The sequence below is a fragment of the Streptomyces gottesmaniae genome, from assembly GCF_031845845.1.
Lineage (GTDB): Bacteria > Actinomycetota > Actinomycetes > Streptomycetales > Streptomycetaceae > Streptomyces > Streptomyces akebiae.
Genome location: NZ_JAVRFJ010000005.1, coordinates 58,672 through 79,635, shown reverse-complemented (window position 1 = coordinate 79,635; position 20,964 = coordinate 58,672). Strand labels below are relative to the sequence as shown.

Here is a 20,964-nt window from a genome sequence, read left to right as displayed (position 1 = left end):
GGGTTCGCCCCGGGGTGGGGGTGGGTTTGCCCTGGGTGGGGGTGGGCTGGGGTTCGTCGGCGGGTGCGGGTGAGTGGGGGTTCTCGCGCAGTTCCCCGCGCCCCTGAATCCGTGGGGGTTCTGGTGTGTGGGTCCCCGTGCCCCTGAATCCGTGGGGGTTCTGGTGTGGGTCCCCGTGCGGCTCGAAGCAGCAGAAGCCTTCCCTTGACCCCTGGAGGAGGCCTGGGCCCGGGCTCAGCGGGCCAGGTAGCGCCTCCAGCCGCCGTGTTCCGTGATGTCCGGGGCGTCCCGGAGAGCCGTCGGTTCGCAGAGGAAGCCCGGGGCTCGGGTGCCGTCGGAGAGTTCGACGGAGCCGAGGGCCATGGGGCGGGGGAGGGTCGTCAGCAGGCGGCCCAGGCCTTCGGCGGGGAGGCGCCAGATCTCGGTCTCGATCGGGGCGCCGCCCTCGCCCACGTGGACCAGGCCCGGCTTGGGCGGGTCCGTACGCAAGGCGTGGAGGCGGTAGGCGGGTGCCGTCGTGGTCGTTCGCTCCAGTCGGGCGCCCAGGGACAGCAGTTGGGGGTTCAGCGGCTGGCCCGAGAGGTGGGCGCCGACGACCGCCAGGCGGGTGTCCGGCTGGAGCTCCGCGGCGAGGCGGGCCAGGCGGTCGTCCGTGAAGGCCGGGCCGATGAGCATCACGCCGAAGGGGAGACCGTCCGCCTCGCCCGCGGGGACCGCCACCGCCGCCAGGTCGAAGAGGTTCGTGGAGTTGGTGAAACGGCCGAGGCGGGCGTTGGCGCCCAGCGGGTCGGCGGCCACCTCGGCGAGCGTGGGGTGGCCCGGTGTCGTCGGCAGCAACAGGGCGTCCGCGTCGGCCAGTTCGGCGAGCGCGCGGGTGCGCAGGGTGGCCAGCTGGTCCTGGTCGGCGAAGAGCCGGTGGGCCGGGATGTCCCGGGCCCGGGTGATGATCCCCGCGACGGTGGGGTCCAGGGAGTCGACGCCGTCCGCGATCGCCTTGTCGACGAAGGCGCCGACCGCCGTGTAGCGCTCGGCCACGAAAGCGCCCTGGTAGAGCATGGCCGCCGCCTCGGTGAAGGGGGCGAGGTCCAGGGGGCGTACGTCCGCGCCCGCGGCTCTCAGACGGGTCACCGTCGCCTCGTACGCCTCCGCCCAGCCCTCGTCCAGCTCGCCCAGCTGCTCGCGTGGGGGGACCGCGACGCGCCAGGGGCCCGGGGTGCGTGGAGGGAGGGGCGGGAGGGCTCGGTCGGGCGGGGAGGCCATGTGGGCGAGGGCCTGTTCCGCCTCCGGGAGGGTGCGGGCGAACACGGTGACGCAGTCGAGCGAGGCGCAGGCCGGGACCACGCCGGTGGTGGGGACCAGGCCCCGGGTGGGCTTCAGGCCGACGATGCCGTTGAACGCGGCGGGCACCCTGCCGGAGCCCGCCGTGTCGGTGCCGAGCGCGAAGTCGACGAGGCCCAGCGCCACCGCCACGGCCGAACCCGCGCTGGAGCCGCCGCTGACACGGGACGGGTCGTGGGCGCCCCGCACGGCGCCGTACGGGGAGCGGGTGCCGACCAGGCCGGTGGCGAACTGGTCGAGGTTGGTGGTGCCGAGGACGAGCGCGCCGGCCGCGCGGAGGCGGGCGACGACCGGCGCGTCGGCGTCCGGGGTGTACGCGTACGCGGGGCAACCGGCGGTCGTCGGCAGGCCGTGGACGTCGATGTTGCCCTTGACGGCGACGAGACGGCCGGCGAGGGGGAGGTGGGCGCCCGCGGCCAGGCGGGCGTCGATGGCTTCGGCTTCGGCCTCCGCTTCGGCCCGGGGGCGTAGGTCGATCCAGATCTCGGGGCGGTCGACGGCTTCGATACGGGCGTAGGCGGCGCGGACCCTGGTGAGGGTGGGGGAGTGGGAGTGGGGCATCTGTGCTCCTGGGGGCTGTGGTCGGCTGCGGGTCGGTCGGGCTTCTCGCGCAGTTCCCCGCGCCCCTGTCGGCCCTACTCGGGGTCCGGAGTCAGGATGATCAAGGCGGTGCCCGCGGTCACCTGGGCGCCCGGACTGGTCAGGACCTGGTCGATGACGCCGTTCGCGGGGGACGGGACGTGGGACTCCATCTTCATCGCCTCCAGGGACAGGAGGGGCTGGCCGGTGGTCACCCGGTCTCCCGGTCGTATGTTCACCTGCCAGACCGAGGCGGCGAACTCGGCCTCGATCAGGTGGCCGCCCTCGGGGACGTGGATCTCGGCGGGCGGCAGCGGTTCGGCTGCCCCCGTCTCCGCCCTGTCGAACTCGCCGGCGGCCTCCCAGGCCGCTCTCTCCGCCGCGAACGCCGTCTGCTGCCGCCTCCTGAACTCGGCCACGGATGCGGCGTTCTCGGCCAGGAAGGCCTCGTACTCGGCCAGGGAGAAGGTGCCCTGCTCGACGCGCGGGACGAAGCGGCCCGAGACGATGTCCGCGCGCAGGTCCAGTAGCTCGTCGGCGTCCACCGGATACCACTTGATGCGGTCGAAGAAGCGGAGCAGCCAGGGGGAGCCGGGCTCGAAGGCGCCGCGCTGCTGCCAGGGCGACCACACCTGGGTGGTGCGGCCGACGAACTGGTAACCGCCAGGCCCTTCCATGCCGTAGACGCACAGGTAGGCGCCGCCGATGCCGACCGAGTTCTCCGCCGTCCAGGTGCGGGCCGGGTTGTACTTCGTGGTCACCAGGCGGTGCCGGGGGTCCAGCGGGGTCGCCACGGGAGCGCCCAGATAGACGTCGCCCAGGCCCAGCACCAGGTACTCGGCGGCGAAGACCGTGTCGTGGACGTCGGCCACCGTGTCCAGGCCGTTGACGCGGCGGATGAACTCGATGTTCCAGGGGCACCAGGGCGCGTCGTCGCGGACGCCCGCCATGTAGCGGGCGATGGCCTCACGGGTCGCGGGGTCGTCCCAGGAGAGGGGCAGATGGATCGTGCGGGAAGGGACGACCAGCTCGTCCGTCGGGGGGAGGGCCGCCGCGATCCGGCGTACCGCGGTGAGGAGTTCGGACTGGGGGAGCCGTCCCGGGTCCGTGCGGATCTGCAGGGAGCGGATGCCGGGGGTGAGGTCGGTGACGCCGTCGAGGCCCGCCTCGGCGACCGCCTCCATCAGGGCGTGGACCCGCATCCGCAGGGCCAGGTCGAGCCGCATGGGCCCGAACTCGACCAGGAGGTTGTCGTCGCCGCTGCGGCGGTACGTCACGTCGCCGTCGCGGGCGAGGACACCGCCGTCGACGATCGCGGGGCGGGGCGAGGTGTCGTCCGCGACCGGGCGGAAGCGGACGGTGTCTCCGGGACGCAGCTGGCCGAGCTTCCAGCGCTCGGTGGAGACGACCGTGGCCGGGCAGACGAAGCCGCCGAGGGAGGGGCCGTCGGGGCCCAGGAGGACCGGCATGTCCCCGGTGTAGTCGACGGCGCCGACCGAGTACGGCGTGTCGTGGATGTTGGAGGGGTGCAGGCCCGCCTCGCCGCCGTCGGCGCGGGCCCAGCGGGGTTTGGGCCCGACGAGGCGTACGCCGGTGCGGGCCGAGTTGAAGTGGACCTTCCAGTCGGCCGCGTAGAACTCGTGGATGTCCTCCTCGGTGAAGAACTCCGGCGCGGCGTGCGGGCCTTCGAGGACGGCCACCTGCCAGGAGGCGGGGAAGGAGGGGCGCTCCTGCGGGGGGACGGGTCCCGCGTGCCGCGTGACTTCGCCGCCGTGCAGGACGTCGCCCGTGCGCAGGGCCCGGCCGCCGTGGCCGCCGAAGCGGCCCAGGGTGAACGTGGCGGCGCTGCCGAGGAACGAGGGGACGTCGAGGCCGCCGCCCGCGAAGAGGACGTAGGTGCGCAGTCCGTGTCCCGTGGGGGCGCCGACGGCCAGTACGGCTCCGGCGGGTACCGTCACCGGTTCCCACAGCGCGATCGGCGAGCCGTCCACGGCCACCGGGGCCGGGGCGCCCGTCACGCAGATCGTGGTGGCGTGCGTGAAGCGCAACGACGGGCCCTGAAGGGTGCATTCGAGGCCGGGGGCGCCGTCGGGGTTGCCCAGCGCCCGGTTGCCGAGACGGAAGGACAGGTCGTCCATGGGGCCGCTGGGCGGGACGCCGACCTGCCAGTGTCCGGTGCGGCCGGGCCAGTCCTGCACGGTGGTGAGGGTGCCGCCGGAGACGACCTCGATCCGGGGTGTCGGGTCGGTGACGGCGGCGAGGGTCGCCGTGGAGTGGCCGGCCCGCCGGAAGTCCCCGTCGGTGAGGGCCGCCCGGAGCTGGCCCAGGTTCGTCTCGATGCCGTCGACCCGGGTCCCGGCCAGCGCCTCGTCGAGCCGGCGCAGGGCGTGGGCGCGGTCGGAGCCGTGCGCGACGACTTTCGCGAGCAGCGGGTCGTACGACGCCGTGACCTCCGTACCGGTCTCCGCCCAGCCGTCGACGCGGACACCCGGCGGGAACTCCACCCGCGTCAACAGGCCCGCGCTCGGCCGGTGTTCACGAGACGGGTCCTCGGCGTAGACCCGGGCCTCGACGGCGTGGCCGCGCGGCTGGCCCGGGGCCCGGACGACGGAGGCCTCGCCGCGGGCCAGGCGCAGCATCCAGGCGACGAGGTCGACGCCGTAGATCTCCTCGGTGACCGGATGTTCCACCTGGAGGCGGGTGTTGACCTCCAGGAAGTACGCCTCCTCGCGCGCGGCGTCGTACACGAACTCGACCGTGCCGGCGGAGCGGTACTCGACACTCGCGCACAGGTCGCGCGCGGCGGCGGCCAGAGACGCGCGTACGTGGTCGGGCAGGCCGGGAGCGGGGGCCTCCTCGACGACCTTCTGGTTGCGGCGCTGGAGGGTGCAGTCACGGTCGCCGAAGGTGACGACGAGGCCGTCGCCGTCGCCGAAGACCTGCACCTCGACGTGGCGGGCCCGCTCGACGAGGCGTTCGAGGTAGACACCCGACGAGGACCCCGGGCCGAAGGAGGCGGCGGCGACGCGCCGCACCCGCTCCCAGGCCTCGGTGAGTTCGCCGGCGGATCGACATGCCGACATACCGATACCGCCGCCTCCGCCGGTGGCCTTGAGCATCACCGGGTAGCCGATGGCCGAGGCCTGCACGAGGGCGTCGTCGAGCGAGTCGAGCAGGTCGGTGCCGGGCAGGAGGGGCACGCCCGCCGCCTCGGCCGCCGCCCGCGCGGTGTGTTTGGCGCCGAACAGCTCCAGTTGATCGGGGGTGGGGCCGACGAAGACGATGTCCGCCTCCACGCAGCGGCGGGCGAAGTCCGCGTCCTCGGAGAGGAACCCGTACCCGGGGTGGACGGCACCCGCACCGGTGTCCTTCGCGGCCTTCAGGACCAGGTCCGCGTCGAGGTACGACTCCTTCGGGGGCGCCGGGCCGAGCCGTACCGCCTCGTCGGCGAGCCGGACGTGGGCGGCGGAGCGGTCGGCGTCGGAGTACACCGCGACCGTGCGCAGGCCCAGTTCGCGGGCGGTGCGGATGATCCGGACGGCGATCTCGCCCCGGTTGGCGACCAGCAGGGTGTCGAAGGTCATGTGCTCTTCCCGGTGATCGTCATCTCCACGGGCGTCGGGTCGAAGCCGTTGCAGGGGTTGTTGATCTGGGGGCAGTTGGAGACCAGGACCAGCACGTCGCGTTCGGCGCGCAGGGTGAGGGCGAGACCGGGCGCGGAGATCCCGTCGACGATGCCGAGGGTGCCGTCCCGCTCGACCGGTACGTTCATGTACCAGTTGATGTTCGACACCAGGTCGCGTTTGCCGAGGCCGTGCCGCGCGCCCTCCGCGAGGAAGTTGTCCACGCAGGCGTGCTGCGACCAGGTGTGGTGCCCGTACCGCAGGGTGTTCGACTCCTTGGAGCAGGCGCCGCCGACCGTGTCGTGCCGGCCCACGTCGTCGGCGGTCACGGTCATCAGCGGGGTGTGTTCGTTCGACATCAGCACGCTGCCGGTGGTGAGGAAGATGCCGCCCTGCGCGTGGATCGTGTCGGGCGCGCTGTAGCGGACGGCCGTGTCGTGGACGTCGTACACCAGGAAGTCGACGGCCTGGTTGCCGTGCAGGTCGGTGAGGGTGAGGCTCTCGCCGGCGCGGATCACCGACGACCAGGCGGCGCGGGCCGGGACCACGGTCCTCGTGCTCATGCGGTCTCCCTCGCGGCGAGGAACTCGGCGGTGTTCAGGAAGGCGCGGCGGCCCTCGGGCGAGGCGTCCCACAGGGGGTCGCCGGGCCGGGTCGGCCGGGCGCGCCAGGCGAGCACCTCCAGCGGGGTGCTGACGTACTCGGGGCGCGGGTCGGCCGGGTGCGGCACATTGACGATCAGCACGGTCACGTCCTGTTCGGTGCGCAGGGTCACGGCGGCGCCGGGGCCGGCCGAGCCGGTGAAGTCGAGGGTGCCGTCCTCGCGTACTCGTACCCCCTGGAAGAAGGAGAGGGAGGGCGGGAGGTCCCGGGGTTCCAGACCGTTCTTGGCGGCGGCGAGCTTGAACAGTTCACGCCCGGCGGGAGAGGAGGAGTGCGGGGTGCCGTCCCCGTACCGCTCGGTGTTGCGCACCAGGGTGGAGGTGCCGCACAGGGCGTCGTGGCGGCCCGAGGTGTCGGCCACCACCGAGGCCAGGACACGGCCCTGGTCGGAGAGCAGCAGGACGCCCTCGCCCAGGTAGGCGTTCCACTGGACCTTGACGGTGTCGGCCACGTTCAGCCGCTCCCAGGGGCGGTCGGCGTGGTGCAGCAGCAGATGCGCGCACGCGTCGCCGCGCAGGTCGGTCAGCCGGATCTCGGTGCCGCGGGCGAGCACCCGGTGCGTGTAGTTGCCGCCCGCCACCGTCTCGGCCCAGACCAGCCGGGCGGCCTCGGGGGGAGGGTCGGGCCAGTCGCTCGCGGGCACCACGGGCATGGCCTCGGCGCGGGCGCCCTCCTGTGCGCGGGCATGATCACGTGCTCCGTACGTCGTCGATGTCGCCATCGTGGGACCTCCGGGTGCGGCGTGTATTTCTGTCGTGCGACAGAAATTAGGAGCGGGCTGCGTCGGTGCCATGTCCCTCGCGTTGCCGGGCGGTTACCGACCTCTCACGATGATCGTGCCCGGCCGGGGGTGGCGGAACAGCGCGTCGGCCGTCGCCGGTGGCCGGGGGCCGTGTGCGAGGATCGAACGCATGGGAAGCGCGGGTGGCGGCGGTGGGCGGCGGGTCGGCAGACCGCGCGCCGAGGGCCGGCCGGAGAGCGGGCTGTCGCCCCGGGACGAACTGCTCGCAGCCGCCGCCGAGTTGTTCACGACGCGGGGATACGCCGCCACCACCACCCGGGCCGTCGCCGAGCGCGCCGGCATGCGGCAGGCGTCCATGTACCACTATGTGTCCGGCAAGGAGGAACTGCTCGCCGAGCTGCTGGAGTCCACGGTCACGCCGTCGTTGCTCTGCGCCCGTGACCTTCTCGCCCGGGACGCCGCCCCCGCCGAGGAACGGCTGTGGGAGCTGTGCCGCGCCGACGTCGCCCTGCTCTGCGGTGGGCCGCACAACCTCGGCGGCCTGTACCTCCTCCCGGAGGTCCGCGCCGAACGCTTCGCGGGCTTCCACGCCGTACGGTCCGAACTCAAGGACGCCTACCGGCAGTTGATCGCCGCGACGGCCGTGGGTGGGACGCTCGCCAAGAGCGAGCTGGAACTGCGGACCGATCTCGTCTTCGGGCTGATCGAGGGAGTCATCCTCGTCCACCGCTCCGAGCCCGACCGCTCCGTCTCCGTCTTCGCCGAGGCGACGGCGGACGCGGCGCTGCGTATCGCCGGGGTCTGACGGCGTATCGCCGGGGTCTGACGGCCCTCCTCGGTGCCCGGCCGCCAAGGGCCCGGGCGGTGCGTCTCCGTGGTCGGTTCACTCTGTCAAGAGGCTCTTTTCGTACGGCTGTTCCTCGCTACTCGGCGTGTGCGAGTGGCGACCCGCCGTGTAAATGACCAGAGCGTACTCCTGTCGCGAGGGTGATTTCAGTCGGTTGCTGAATATGACACAGCGATGATCCGGTCGGACTAAGCTCGCCCGCAGCGCACCGAGTTGAGATGTATTCGGGCGCTTGTTCCAAAAAATACCGAAGATCCAGTTTGATTCGCGGATGAACCCGAGCAACCTCCAGCAACTCTCCGCAAGTCCCCCGACCATCAGCCGAACCGTCTTTAGAGGGCATACATGGTGAGTGTTCAATCGCCTCCCGGTGGCCGTGAACTTCCCTACGCGCGCGTGCTGCCGCTGCCGGCGATACTGATGGCCGCGGCGACCGGGACCACCGTCTCCCTGGTGACGGGGCCGGCCCGGCTCGCCGTCGGCTTGTGCGGAGCCGTCGCGACGCTCCTGCTGATCACGGTCGCCGCCGTCGCGGTGCGCGGCGGCCGTCGTACGGTCCGAGAACTGCGCGCCGAGCAGCAGCGTCAGACCGCCTTCCTCGAGCAGCGGATCGCCGCCCACGACCAGGAATTCAACCGGCTGGGCAAGGAGATCCTGCCCGCCGCGCTGTACCGGCTGCGCGGCGGAGAATCCCCCTCAGAGGTGATTCGTCACGTCGTCGACGGTGACGTCGAGTGGCGCGAACTTCCGGAATCCCAGCGCGAATTGCTGCGCACCCTGCTCACCATCGTCGACCGCGAGGAAGCGCTGCGCGACTCCTCGCAGCGGTCGTTCGTCAACATCGCCCGCCGCGTCCAGGCGATCGTCCACCAGCAGAACAACGAACTCCGCGAGATGGAGGAGGACCACGGGCGCAACCCCGAGGTCTTCGACGACCTGCTGCGCATCGACCACGGCACCGCCCTGATCGGCCGTCTCGCCGACTCCATCGCCGTCCTCGGCGGCAGCCGCCCCGGCCGTGTGTGGACCCGGCCCGTCCCGCTCTACAGCGTGCTGCGCGGCGCCATGTCCCGCATCCTGGAATACCGCCGCATCGAGCTCGAGTCGATCGCCAAGGTGAACGTCAACGGCGTCGGTGTCGAACCGGTCATCCACGCCTGCGCCGAGCTCCTCGACAACGCCACCCGCTACTCGCCGCCCCACACCAAGGTGCACGTCACCGCCGTGGAGGTGCAGACCGGCATCGCCATCGAGATCGAGGACGGCGGCATCAGTCTCAGCGAGGAGAGCCGCGCCAAGGTCGAGGACATGCTCGCCAAGGCCCAGCAGGGCGTGGACATCCAGGAGATGGGCGACACCCCGCGTCTCGGCCTCGCCGTCGTGGGCCGCCTGTCGACCATGTACAAGATGCACGTCTCGCTGCGGCCCTCGGCCTACGGCGGTGTCCGCGCCGTGATCGTCGTGCCCCGCGACCTGCTGACCGACGAACCCGCCCCCGGCCTCGCGCACGGCATCGGCGCCGGCGCCGTGACGACCATCGACAACGGCGGCGTCGAAGGCCCCAACCGCAAGCCCAAGCGCCGCCGCCCGACCACCGGCCCGCGGATCCCGAGCTCCGCGGAGGAGATGAGCCGGGACATGGAGGACGACGTTCCCGTCGTCACCGAGTGGACCGCCAACGGCCTGCCGCAGCGCCGCAGCCGCAGCAAGATCCCGCTCAGCCAGCGCTACGCCGAGGCCGCCGCCGCGGAGGCCGCGGCCGAGGCCGCCATGGCCGCCGCCCCCGTGTGGCAGCCGGAGCCCGAACCGGAGAAGGAGCTGCCGCCGCCCGGCATGTGGGTCGAGGCGTTCATGGCCGGGCTCAAGGGCGACCCCGACCCGAACGCCCGACGGAACCCGGACGACTCGACGGCGTCCACCGCTCTCACCGCGAACACCGAGCCGGCCCGCACCGAGGCCGACGACGAGGGGGACCTCAAGTGATCCAGCAACGAGCCAATTTCGACTGGCTGCTGAAGGATCTGGCCGACGGCGTACCCGGTATCCAGCAGATCGTCGTGCTCTCCGCCGACGGCCTGCGGATCGCCCGCCACGGCGGCGACCCGGACGCCGCCGACCGCGTCGCAGCCGCCTGCGCGGGGCTGCAGAGCCTGGCCGGCGCCGTGGCCGGTGAGATCCCGCAGAGCGACGGCCACATGCGGATGGTCATCATCGAGATCAACGGTGGCTACTTCTACATGATGGCCGCCGGCGCCAACGCCTACCTCGCGGTGCTCGCCAACGAGGTCGCCGAACCCGGCCTGATGAGCAACCGCATGCGCGACCTCGTGGACCGCATCGGCTCCCACCTCACCAGTCCGCCGCGGCGGAACGGGCAGACCGTATGACGCCTCCGCAACGCCGGCGGCGCCAGCCCAAGCACGAGCCCCCGCCCCCGCCGCCTCCGCCGCTCCCGCCGTCGTCCCAGCCCTCGCAGCCCGAGGGCGATGACGCCGCCGGCGCATCGGGCGGTCGCCCGCCCGAGCGGCTCTACATCCTCACCGGCGCGGACGGTGAGCGAGCCCCGATCGACCTCGTCACGTTAATCGTGGCGCGTGCCGATCCGCCGCCGTCCGCCGCTCCGGAGCAGTCGGCGTTGCTGCGGCTCTGCCAGGCCCCCTTGTCCGTGGCCGAGATCTCGGCCTATCTCAACCTGCCGATCAGCGTGGTGACCGTCCTGCTCACCGAGCTGCTGACGGCCGAACTGGTTCAGGCACGCGCACCGGTCGTCCGGCAGGCGCGGGCAGACCGTTCCCTCCTCGAAGCGGTGATGCATGGACTTCAAAAGCTCTGACACCATCACGGGTCCACGGACCGAGGACCACCTGCCGCACACCGCGCAGGCCGCGGCGAAGATCGTGATCGTGGGTGGTTTCGGCGTCGGCAAGACGACCATGGTGGGGTCCGTCAGCGAGATCAGGCCGCTGACGACCGAGGAGACCATGACCCAGGCCGGCATCGGGGTCGACGACAACTTCGGCTCCAAGTCCAAGACGGCCACCACCGTGGCCATGGACTTCGGCCGCATCAGCATCACGGACGAGCTGGTGCTCTACCTGTTCGGCACCCCCGGGCAGGAGCGCTTCTGGTTCCTGTGGAACGGCCTGTTCGAGGGTGCCCTCGGGGCGGTCGTCCTGGTCGACACCCGCCGGCTGGAGGTCAGCTTCGATGTCATGGGCCGCCTGGAGGAACGCGGTGTGCCCTTCGTCGTGGCGGTCAACGACTTCCCGGACGCGCCCCGCTACGCCGTCGGGGAACTGCGTCAGGCCCTCGACCTGTCCGAGGAGATCCCGATCATCCGCTGCGACGTACGCCGCCGGGCGTCCAGCCGGGACGTCCTGATGACCCTCATGACCTTCCTGCACTCCCTGGCGATGTCGGGGGCGACGGCACCGGGGGCGGCCTCGGCCTGAAACCGGCGCGCGCCCGCGCACGCCGGGGGCCCGCCGTCCTCCCTGACACCGACACCCCGTCGTCCCCGCAATCCCTCTCACCTTCACAGACACCGGATTCACCTCAGTTCGGAGCGATCACCGTGACGCCTGAAACAAACTCCCTGACCGGCACGGACGGCCCCACGCTCGGGCCGCCCCCCGGTTGCCCCGCCCACCACAGTCCGGGCGGGCTCCGCCGCCTGTACGGCCCCGAGGCGGAGGACCTGGGAGCCGTGTACGAAAAGCTCCGCGCGGAACACGGCTCGGTGGCCCCCGCCCTGCTCCACGACGACGTACCCATCTGGGTGGTACTGGGGCACGGCGAGAACCTGCACATGGTGAGTACGCCGTCGCAGTACTCCCGGGACACCCGTCTCTGGAACAAGCTCCAGGACGGCACGTTCAAGCCCGACAACCCGCTGATGCCGCACATCGCGTGGCAGCCCATCTGCTGCCACGCCGAGGGCGACGAGCACCTGCGGCTGCGCGGCGCGGTCACCGGCGCCATGTCGACGATCAACTTCCGGGGCATCCGCCGCAGCATCAACCGCTACACCCAGCAGCTCGTCAACGAGTTCTGCGAGGAGGGCGAGGCGGACCTCGTCAGCCAGTTCGCCGAGCACCTGCCGATGGCGGTGATGTGCGAGATCCTCGGCATGCCCGAGGAGTACAACGACCGGATCGTGCACGCCGCCCGCGACATGCTCAAGGGCACCGAGACGGCGATCGCCAGCAACGCCTACATCATGGAAGCCCTGATGGGGCTCACCTCCCGCCGCAGGGCGCACCCCCAGGAGGACTTCACCAGCCACCTGATCAACCACCCGGCCCGGCTCAACGACGAGGAGGTGAGCCAGCACCTGCGCGTCGTGCTCATCGCCGCGTACGAGGCCACCACCAACCTCCTGGCCAACGTGCTGCGGGTGGTCCTCACCAACCCCGGGTTCCGCGCCCAGCTCAAGGGCGGCCAGATGACGGTGCCCGAGGCGGTCGAGCAGTCCCTGTGGGACGAGCCCCCCTTCAGCACACAGCTCGCCTACTTCGCCAAGCAGGACACGGAGCTGGGCGGTCAGCGGATCCGCAAGGGCGACGGTCTGCTCTTCGGCATCGCGCCGGGCAACGTCGACCCGCGGGTACGGCCCGATCTCACCGCCAACATGCAGGGCAACCGCTCGCACCTCGCCTTCGGCGGCGGCCCGCACGAGTGCCCGGGCCAGGACACGGGCCGAGCCATCGCCGACGTCGGTGTCGACGCCCTGCTGGCGCGTCTTCCGGACATCCAGCTCAACTGCGAGGAGCACGAGCTGCGCTGGCGGGCCTCGATCTCGACCCGGCATCTGGTCGAGCTTCCGGTGCGCTTCGAGCCGAAGGAGAAGGAGAAGCTGGAGCCGCGGCCCCTGGGCCGTCCCGTGCCGTCGCAGCGTGAGGGCGGGAAGACCACCCCGCCGAGCCCGCGGTCCGAGGCCGCCGCGCCCGCGACCGCGCGGTCGGCGCCGGCGTCGGCCGAACCCCCCGCCCGGCCCGGTCTCCTGCGCCGCGTGCTGCTGTGGATGAGCGGCCGATAGCCGACCCCTCAGGCCCGGGCGTCGTACGGTGTGCCCGCCCACTCCTCGTACGACGCCCACGCCTGAAGCACCCGCCCGCTCACGAACCGGTGCTCGCGCCCCGTGACCGGATCGGTGAACTCCAGCACCCGCGCGAGCAGTTGCAGCGGACGGCTGAAGTCGTCGGCCGGCGCGGGGCCCCGCACTTCCGGGTACAGCGGTTCACCGAGGATCGGCACGCCCAACGTGGCCATGTGCACCCGCAGTTGATGCGTCTGCCCGGTGCGGGGAGTCAGTCGATAGCGGGCCAGCCCGTCGTCCCGCCGCCGCAGCAGCTCCACCTCACTGACGGCGTTGGGTTCGCCGTCGGCCTCGTGGGCCGCCATGACCCCGCGCTCCTTCACGATCCGGCTGCGCACGGTGCGGGGGAGGGCGAGCGCCGGATCGTACGGGGCGACGGCCTCGTACTCCTTGGTGACGAGCCGGTCGCGGAACAGCGACTGGTAGGCGCCCCGTTCCCCGGGGCGCACGGTGAACAGCACCAGCCCGGCGGTGAGCCGGTCCAGGCGGTGGGCGGCGCTCAGCGTGGGCAACCCCAGTTCGCGACGGAGCCGGGCGAGCGCGGTCTCGGCGACATGGCTGCCGCGTGGTGTCGTGGCGAGGAAGTGCGGCTTGTCGACCACGACGAGGTGCTCGTCGCGGTACACGACCTCCAGGGCGAACGGCACCGGCACCTCGTGCGGCAGGTCCCGGTGGAACCACACGCACATGCCCGGCACATACGCCGTGTCCCGCGGCACCGGCCGACCCTCGACGTCCACGATCAGCCCGGCGTCCAGCATGCCGTCGATCACGCCCGGCCCGGCCGCCAGCCGCTCCACCAGGTGATCACGCACGGTCGCCCATGCCGTCCCCTGCGGCAGCCTGACCCGCACCGGATCGACCCCGTCGCGCTGCGGCAGGGGAGAAGGGGGCACCGGACGTCTGCGTCTCATCACGATCAAGCCTACGAGGGGACCGGTGGCGTGTGTGCGGTCCGGTCCCCCTTCTTCCGAACGGCTCCGCCGTCGGTGGGGTCAGGCGGCGCACCGGTAGCGATCGGTGTCCTCGTGCCAGTGATAGGAACCCGCGGCCCAGCCCTGGATGGCCCTGGCGTGGCGGAGCACGGCGCGCTGGGTGTGCTGGCTCGTACGCAGGTCGCGCAGGGCTTGGGGGAGGTCCGACCTGACGGTCTCGTCCAGTGTCCTGACACGGCCCGTCAGGATGCGGTTGACGAGCGAGACCGCCTCGGGGAGGGGGACGCCGTGCAGGTCCTGGGTGACGCGCACGATGTTGTTCTTGGCGACGCCTTCGCGCACTTCCTTGGGGTAGGACACGATGTCGTTGTGCAGATCGACGGTGTCCCGGAACGCGTTGATCAGTACGGTGAAGGGGCGCGTCGCGCGGATGTCGTCGGTGATCTCCCAGCCGAGCGAGTGCTCCATCAGCAGGGCGCTGCACCCGGCCGCACCGTAGTCACGGCGCATCTCCGTCTGTTCGATCAGGTCGGGGAACCTGTGACGGGTGAGGTTCTCCGTCTCCCACAGCGAGGCTTCCAGGAACTGTCGTATCGACCTCGTGTACAGGAACTGCCAGGAGAGGGACGCCGCGGGCGCGGTGCGCTGCCACAGGTCCGCCAGCGCGCGTTCCAGCGGCTCCTTCGGAGTCGGGCCCGAGTCCGGGAGATGTGCTGTGACCGGCAGGAAGGACATCAGGCGTTCGATGCGGTCGAGGATCTGCTCGCGTTTTCCGAGGGCCTCGCACCAGGGCAGGAAGATGTCGTCGAGGCACCAGATCACACTGTGCCAACCGGACAGCAGCTCCAGCTCACGGGCCGACGCGTGCGGGTAGGTCAGGGCGGTGAACCGCGTGAAGTCCGCCCGGTCGAAGATCTCGGCACTCCATCCGCCGTGGTGCGAATCGGTGTGCTGGGGTTCGAGTAATCCCATGGACTGCGCCCACGCGCGAACGCGTGGACGGGTCTCCTCCAAGTGAGGGTTCACCCTGGCCGGGAACGGCATGTAGAACGAGGGTATCTGGAAGGTGTCCGCCACGGCTGCCTCCTGTCTGTGACGACTTGCCTCTGCACCGCCCTCAGCCCTGTGTCGACGGCGTGCGGGGCCGCCACCAGGTCCGTGAATCACGCGCTGTGCTCCGGTCGAACGGGGCCTCGTTGCCTGCGTGCCGGGCGGTGTCGTCGGCCGTGAACTCCGAGGTGACGTACGGACGGTGCAGAAAATCCGTGATCACCATCGCGTGACCGAGCCGTCGGCGACCAGGCCGTGAATCCCCCCGCTTTCCTCTGGGACGCTCTCCGGGTATTTGACCTTCCAAACCACCATCCGCTCCCCGCTGTCCTGCGTCAACCTCGGCGGACCTCCCAGAAGGGCACGCAACGCAGACCTATGGTGATGTGTCAACCGTTTGACTTGAATCTGGGGCGCAGAGCGTGAAATCAGGCCAGTCCCCTGCGAAAGGTGTACGAGACACCGTCGGACGCTCTCTCATCCCTGCCCCCTGCTGCGGCGGCAACCAGCCCCGGCAACCCACCACTTCGCACCATGCGATGGCAGGAGGACCACCGACAGGGCGCGCGACCCCGGCGCGTGGAGCGGCCGTTCGTCCCGCTCTGCCCGGCGCGCCGCCCGTGCCGGGCCTGTGCGGCGGACGGGGGAGCGGCGCGCTGCCGAGGCGGGAGGTGGTGGTGCCGCCGGGCGGGACGAGTGTCACCCGGAGCGCGCGCGGTGGTTGCGGACGAGGTGGTAGGTGACGCCCGCGGCCACCGTGGCCAGGAGGAACAGGACGCTGAACCACTGGAACCACCAGTGGCCGCCGGCCGGGTCGTAGACGTCCGCCCGGGGCCAGGCCAGGTTGACGGTCATGAAGAGGCCGTAGAGGAGGGCGAGGGCGTTGACGGGGATGCCCCAGCGGCCGAGGGAGAAGAGGGGTTTGCCGGTCTCGTCGGTGCCCGGGGTGGGGAAGGTGCCCTTCAGGCGCCGTATCAGGAGCGGGCCGGTGACCATCGCGTACGCCAGGTACAGCATCACGATGCAGGTCGTGCCGATGGCCAGGAACGCCTCCGGCGAGGCGAAGTTGAGGAGCAGCAGGGCGGCGGCGAGGACGCCGACGACCAGCGCGGGGGCGGTGGGCATGCCGGTGCGCGCGGCGACCCTGGCGAGCCGCCCGGCGAAGGGGAGCCGGCCGTCGCGCGCCATCGAGAAGAGCATGCGGCTGGCCGACGTCTGGATGGCGAGCGTGGCCACGATGATCGCCACCACCACGTCGGCGAGCAGGACGCGGCCCACCCCGTCACCGAGGCTGCTGGTCAGGACGTAGCTCAGGCCGTCCACCCCCAGCCTGCCGTCGGTCAGGCTCGGCGCGGCGAGCAGACCGCCGAGGACGAGCAGACCGCCGAGCAGACCGGCCGCGCCGAGCGCCGTGAGGATCGTGCGGGGCGCGATGCGGCGCGGATGGTGGGTCTCCTCGCTCATCTCGCCCGCGCTGTCGAAGCCGATCATCACGTACGCGGCCATGAACGAGCCCACCAGCAGGGCACCCAGCAGATCGGTGCTGCCCTCGGCCATGTGGAAGGTGATGCCGGGGGAGCGCTCGGAGTGGGTGAGCAGCAGGACGATGATCAGGACCGCGCCGATGATCTCGGCGGTCACGCCCACCCGGTTGACCAACGACAGCACCCGGTTGTCGAGGACGTTCACGAACGTGGTGAGGGCCAGCAGGAGCACACCCAGGACGGCCGCGTTCGCCGCGCCCGTCGGCGAGGTGGGCGTCGGGTCGCCGCCCACGAGCTGGAAGCCCGACCAGATGGCCGGCAGCACCATCTGCAGCGCGAGCGCGGCCGCGGCGACCACCACGATCTGTCCGATCACCATGATCCAGCCGGCGAACCAGCCGAAGGTCCGATTGGACAGGCGCGAGGACCATTGGTAGATCGAGCCCGATATCGGGTAGCGCGCCGCGAGTTCCGCGAAGCAGGCGGCCACCAGCAGCTGGCCGACGAGCACCGCCGGCCAGGTCCAGAAGAAGACCGGGCCGCCGAACGCGTATCCGAAGGCGAAGAACTGGAAGACGGTCGTGAGGACCGAGATGAAGGAGAAACCGGCGGCGAACGAGGCGTATCTGCTCAGGCTGCGGTGCAGCTCCTGGCGGTAGCCGAACTCGGTCAGGGAACGGTCGTCGGCGGAGTGGGGCGGCTCCGGACGGAGGTCGGGGGCGGTGCTCGTCATGACGGCAACCTGCTTTCGCAACAAGCGGCGCGAGCTTTCGCGCACCAGCGGCGCGAATTCCTGTCGGGCGACAGAAATTAGGGGAGGCCTGTGTCGCGCGCGTCACGCGGCCGTGTCCGGGGCGCGCCCAAATCCTCACGACCACGGCAGGGGCGGGCAGGTGGGCAAGGAGTGACGGAGGCATGCCGGAGAAGGCCGGGATACGGTCGGCGAGGCCCGCCGGACCGGTGCCGCGGCGGGGGCGGTGTCGCGCCCCCGTGCCGAGCGACCCCGGGCAGCCGGCTTCCGACGACCGCGGTGAGGAACCTCCGGATGAACGACGCCGCACCCCCCACCCACCGGCTCCTCCCGGGAGCGCCCGGCTCGCCCGTGCTGCTGCACGTGCCGCACGGTTCGCGTGTGATCCCGGCGGCCGTACGGGACGGGATCGTGCTCGACGACGCCGCGCTGGAGCGGGAGTTGGACCACATCACCGACGCGTACACGGACCGCATCGCCGAGCGGGCCGCCGGGCGGTCGGCCGTGCGCCCGTGGCGGTTCGTGAACCGGCTGTCCCGGCTCGTGGTCGATCCCGAACGGTTCCCGGACGAGCGGGAGGAGATGCTGGCCGTGGGCATGGGCGCCGTCTACACGAGGACCACGCACCGGGAGGTGCTGCGTCCGGCCGACCACGACGGACAGCCCCTCGACGGAAGCGGGCGCTCGCTCGTCGACGGCTACTTCCGCCCGTACGCCGCCGCCATGACCGACGCCGTCACCGACCGGCTGGCGGCCGTGGGACGGGCGGTGGTCGTCGACGTCCACTCGTATCCGAGCGAGCGCCTGCCCTACGAGCTGCACGGCGACGGTCCCCGGCCGCCCGTCTGTCTGGGCACCGACCCCTTCCACACGCCGGCCGCTCTGCTCGCCGCCGCGCGGGAGGCGTTCGACGGCTTCGGCGGGACGGGTGTCGACAGCCCGTTCGGGGGCGCGTACGTCCCGCTGGAGTACTACGGGCGTGACCCCCGCGTGACCGCTCTGATGATCGAGATCCGCCGCGACGTCTACATGGCCGAGCCGGGTGGTGCGGCGGGCCCGGGGGTGGAGAGGCTCGCGGAGGCGCTCGCGCGGCTGGTGGACACGCTCACGGACGTCTGAACGTCCCCAGCCCGTTCCGGTCGAGCGCCTCGATCGTCACCGAGGTCGCCCGGCCGTCCTCGTCGCCCTTGAAGGTCACGCCGGAGGGCCCGGTGGCGTTCTCGCCCACGGTCTCGAAGAAGAAGGTGTCGCCGTCGTAGTGGGTCAGACGGAACGTCATGGGACGGGGCCCGAGGCGCAGCGTCAGCTCGCCGCCCGTCTCGGTGACCCTGAGGGGGCCGTAGTACGGGTTGGCGTAGGTGCCGGTGTAGGTGGAGTCGGCGCGGGCGTCGGAGGCGTCGTCCGGGGGCTCGGAGTAGTCGGTGGGGGAGCGGAGTTCGTCCTCCTCCCGCTCGTAGATCCCCGCGGCCAGGTCCAGCCAGTCCTCGGTCGGCTTGCCGTGCTGGGCCGTGTCGAAGAAGTCCAGGGCGACGGCGTCCGCGAGACCGACGGGTGCGCCGTTGGTGAGGACGACGATGCCGAGCTGCTCGCCGGGGAGCATCGTGACGTTGGTGTGGGCGCCGAGGGCGAAGGCGCCGGTGTGGCTCAGCCGGAGCCGGCCGAGGTCGTCGTAGGAGACGTTCCAGCCGAGGCCGTAGAAGCCCGTGCGGCCCGCCGGTGCGGGGGGCGGCTGCGAGACGATCTCGGGGACGTGGGTGCGTTCGAGGGGGTCGGCGGCGATGACACGGTCGCCGTCCAGTTCGCCGTTCGCGAGCTGGAGCCGCAGCCAGCGCGAGAGGTCGCGGGCCGAGGAACTGGTGCCGCCCGCCGGGGCCTGGGCATCGGCGTCCCGGACGTACCTCGCCTCCCAGTCGGCCAAGTCGCCGCTGTCCGTGCCGCCTTCGCGGACGTGGCCGAAGGCCTTGTTGTTCGCGCCCTCGTAGTCGCTGAAGCGGGAGCTGGTGGCGTCCATGCCGGCCGGCTTGTACAGGAGGTCCTCGGAGAGCTTCTCCCAGGTCGTCCCCGCGGCGTCGGCGACGGCCTGACCCGCCGCCGTGAGACCGAAGTTGGTGTACGCGTAGCTCGCGCGGAACGGTGTCAGGGGCTCCAGCCGGAGGTGTTCGAGGATGTAGTCGCGGTCGTAGCCGAGGTCCTCCAGGAGGTCGCCGGCGTGGTCGGGGAGGCCGCCGCGGTGGGAGAAGAGGTCGGCCACGGTGACGTGGTCGGTCACCCACGGGTCCTTCAGGGCGAAGCCGGGCAGGTGCTCGGTCACCGGCTCGTCCCAGTCGACAATCTTGTCGCCGACCGCCCCGGCGACCACGGTCGAGGCCAGCGGCTTCGACAGGGACGCCAGCTGGAACACGGTGTCCGGGTCGACCGGGGCCTCCTGGCCGACGTGCCGCTTGCCGTAGCCCTCCAGGTGGACGACCCGGTCCTTGTGGACGACGGCCACCGCGACGCCCGGCACCCCGGTCCGGTCCATGCCACGCTCGACGATGCCGTCGACGGCCTCGACGGCCCGGTCGACGTCCTCCTGCGAGAACTGGGGCGGCGGTTGCGGAGGGGGAGCGGCCGAGGCGGTGTCCATGCCGTACGGGACACCGCCGAGGACCAGCAGCGAGGCCAGGGCGGTCGCGCCCCGGGCCTTGCCGCGGGGCCAAGCCTTGGTTCCGCCCCGGGCCTTGGTTCTGCCGCGGGCCCTGCTTCCGCCTGGGGCCCCGTCTCCACGGCGTGCCCTCGATTGCCGAACAGCCATGTGTTCATTCAAACGGGTGAGCCGGGCTTTGTCCTGGCGAGTCGGCTCGGGGCCGGGGGGTCACGCCGTCGTCGGTGTGCTCTCCTGCTCGGCCTCCACGCGGGCGTTCCACTCCTTCTTGGCGGCCTGCCAGCCGTCCTCGTCGTGGCCGAGGCGCCAGTAGCCCGAGACGGACAAGTCCTCGCGGGGGATGGCGAGTTCCACGCGGAGCAGGCGGCGCAGCTCCTTGACGAAGCCGGCCTCGCCGTGGACGAAGGCGTGCAGTCGGCCCTCGGGGAACTCCAGTGCGCGTACGGCCTCGACGAGGGCCGCGCCGACGGGACGGTCGCCGCGGTGCAGCCAGACCACCTCCACATCGGAGTTGATCTTCTGCTCCTCCTCGGGACCGGCGACCTCGACGATCGCGTGCGCGCGGGCGCCGTCGGGAAGTGCCTCCAGCGAGGCGCCGATCGCCGGCAGGGCGGACTCGTCACCGACGAGGAGATGCCAGTCGGCCTCCGGGTTGGGCGCGTACGCGCCGCCGGGGCCCAGGAAACGGATCAGCTCGCCCGGTTGGACACGGGTGGCCCAGGGGCCCGCGATGCCCTCGTCGCCGTGGAGCACGAAGTCGACGGTCAGCTCGCGCAGTTCGGGGTCCCAGGCGCGCACGGTGTAGGTGCGGGTCACCGGCCACTGGTCCCGGGGGAACTCCGCGCGGATCCGCTCGAGGTCGAAGGGCTCCGGGTAGGTCACGCCCTCGGGACCGAACAGCAGTTTCACGTAGTGGTCCGTACTGCCACGCGGAGAGAACTCGGCGAGGCCGTCACCACCGAGTACGACGCGCTGCATGTGCGGGGTCAGCCGCTCGGTGCGGACGACTCGCGCGGAGTGGGGCTTCGGGGTCCTGCGTACCGGACGCTCTGCCATGACGGCCTCCCAAATACCTAGCTAAGGCTTACCTAAGTTACCATCTCCCCCTTGTTGACACCCCACGCTCGGAGCCCCTACGAGGACTTCACGATGTGAATCGCGCCTCAGACCCCTCACTACCGAAGTGTCTCCCCGCCCTCCGGCGTACGCC

At 71.7% G+C, this 20,964-nt stretch carries 16 protein-coding genes; 7 read left to right on the top strand and 9 right to left on the bottom strand.

What is annotated here, in order from left to right; all coding sequences use genetic code 11:
- Positions 1 to 234: 234 nt before the first annotated feature.
- The 4 genes from atzF to RM704_RS07790 form a co-directional block, all read right to left on the bottom strand.
- A complete protein-coding gene (gene atzF / locus RM704_RS07805) occupies positions 235 to 1,899 on the bottom strand; it encodes an allophanate hydrolase (RefSeq protein ID WP_033531676.1) in 1,665 nt (554 codons plus the stop codon).
- Positions 1,900 to 1,973: 74 nt separating this feature from the next.
- The gene (locus RM704_RS07800; RefSeq protein ID WP_033531677.1) at positions 1,974 to 5,501 is read right to left on the bottom strand and encodes a 5-oxoprolinase/urea amidolyase family protein; all 3,528 of its coding nucleotides are present in this window, start codon (positions 5,499 to 5,501) and stop codon (positions 1,974 to 1,976) included.
- A complete protein-coding gene (locus RM704_RS07795; RefSeq protein WP_033531678.1) occupies positions 5,498 to 6,103 on the bottom strand; it encodes an urea amidolyase associated protein UAAP2 in 606 nt (201 codons plus the stop codon). The genes RM704_RS07800 and RM704_RS07795 overlap by 4 nt, the downstream gene beginning before the upstream one ends.
- The gene (locus tag RM704_RS07790) at positions 6,100 to 6,924 is read right to left on the bottom strand and encodes an urea amidolyase associated protein UAAP1 (RefSeq protein WP_033531679.1); all 825 of its coding nucleotides are present in this window, start codon (positions 6,922 to 6,924) and stop codon (positions 6,100 to 6,102) included. The genes RM704_RS07795 and RM704_RS07790 overlap by 4 nt, the downstream gene beginning before the upstream one ends.
- Positions 6,925 to 7,114: 190 nt before the next feature.
- On the opposite strand from RM704_RS07790, the gene RM704_RS07785 reads away from it, so the two are divergent.
- The 6 genes from RM704_RS07785 to RM704_RS07760 all read left to right on the top strand — a co-directional run bounded on the left by RM704_RS07785 (position 7,115) and on the right by RM704_RS07760 (position 12,830).
- Complete coding sequence (locus RM704_RS07785) at positions 7,115 to 7,750, top strand: TetR/AcrR family transcriptional regulator (RefSeq protein ID WP_033531680.1); 636 nt, start codon at positions 7,115 to 7,117, stop codon at positions 7,748 to 7,750.
- A gap of 387 nt (positions 7,751 to 8,137) precedes the next feature.
- Positions 8,138 to 9,775: a sensor histidine kinase gene (locus RM704_RS07780; RefSeq protein WP_033531681.1), complete on the top strand. Its 1,638-nt coding sequence runs from the start codon at positions 8,138 to 8,140 to the stop codon at positions 9,773 to 9,775.
- Positions 9,772 to 10,179, top strand: coding sequence for a roadblock/LC7 domain-containing protein (locus RM704_RS07775; RefSeq protein WP_033531682.1), 408 nt, complete (start codon positions 9,772 to 9,774; stop codon positions 10,177 to 10,179). Before RM704_RS07780 ends, RM704_RS07775 begins: the two co-directional genes overlap by 4 nt.
- Positions 10,176 to 10,625 carry a DUF742 domain-containing protein gene (locus RM704_RS07770; RefSeq protein ID WP_033531683.1) on the top strand — a complete coding sequence of 150 codons (450 nt, stop codon included), beginning with the start codon at positions 10,176 to 10,178 and terminating at the stop codon, positions 10,623 to 10,625. The genes RM704_RS07775 and RM704_RS07770 overlap by 4 nt, the downstream gene beginning before the upstream one ends.
- On the top strand, positions 10,606 to 11,244 hold the full coding sequence (locus RM704_RS07765; protein WP_033531684.1) for a GTP-binding protein: 639 nt from the start codon (positions 10,606 to 10,608) through the stop codon (positions 11,242 to 11,244). The genes RM704_RS07770 and RM704_RS07765 overlap by 20 nt, the downstream gene beginning before the upstream one ends.
- A gap of 122 nt (positions 11,245 to 11,366) precedes the next feature.
- Entirely contained in the window at positions 11,367 to 12,830 is a 1,464-nt protein-coding gene (locus RM704_RS07760; RefSeq protein WP_192829834.1) for a cytochrome P450, read from the top strand.
- An 8-nt stretch (positions 12,831 to 12,838) separates the two neighbouring features.
- Here RM704_RS07760 and RM704_RS07755 read toward each other — a convergent pair whose 3' ends face one another.
- From RM704_RS07755 to RM704_RS07745, 3 genes are all read right to left on the bottom strand, one after another.
- On the bottom strand, positions 12,839 to 13,804 hold the full coding sequence (locus tag RM704_RS07755; RefSeq protein WP_052146479.1) for an RluA family pseudouridine synthase: 966 nt from the start codon (positions 13,802 to 13,804) through the stop codon (positions 12,839 to 12,841).
- Positions 13,805 to 13,885: 81 nt separating this feature from the next.
- Positions 13,886 to 14,902, bottom strand: a complete 1,017-nt coding sequence (locus RM704_RS07750; RefSeq protein ID WP_033531686.1) for a terpene synthase family protein — start codon at positions 14,900 to 14,902, stop codon at positions 13,886 to 13,888.
- Positions 14,903 to 15,574: 672 nt separating this feature from the next.
- The gene (locus RM704_RS07745; RefSeq protein WP_033531687.1) at positions 15,575 to 17,092 is read right to left on the bottom strand and encodes an amino acid permease; all 1,518 of its coding nucleotides are present in this window, start codon (positions 17,090 to 17,092) and stop codon (positions 15,575 to 15,577) included.
- A 312-nt stretch (positions 17,093 to 17,404) separates the two neighbouring features.
- On the opposite strand from RM704_RS07745, the gene RM704_RS07740 reads away from it, so the two are divergent.
- Positions 17,405 to 18,229: an N-formylglutamate amidohydrolase gene (locus RM704_RS07740; protein ID WP_033531688.1), complete on the top strand. Its 825-nt coding sequence runs from the start codon at positions 17,405 to 17,407 to the stop codon at positions 18,227 to 18,229.
- On the opposite strand, the gene RM704_RS07735 is transcribed toward RM704_RS07740, so the two are convergent.
- Both RM704_RS07735 and RM704_RS07730 read right to left on the bottom strand, forming a co-directional pair.
- Positions 18,216 to 19,904 carry a serine hydrolase gene (locus RM704_RS07735; RefSeq protein WP_078937458.1) on the bottom strand — a complete coding sequence of 563 codons (1,689 nt, stop codon included), beginning with the start codon at positions 19,902 to 19,904 and terminating at the stop codon, positions 18,216 to 18,218. The two genes, RM704_RS07740 and RM704_RS07735, sit on opposite strands and share 14 nt — an antisense overlap.
- A 60-nt stretch (positions 19,905 to 19,964) precedes the next feature.
- Positions 19,965 to 20,810, bottom strand: coding sequence for a siderophore-interacting protein (locus tag RM704_RS07730; protein WP_033531689.1), 846 nt, complete (start codon positions 20,808 to 20,810; stop codon positions 19,965 to 19,967).
- Positions 20,811 to 20,964: the final 154 nt, after the last annotated feature.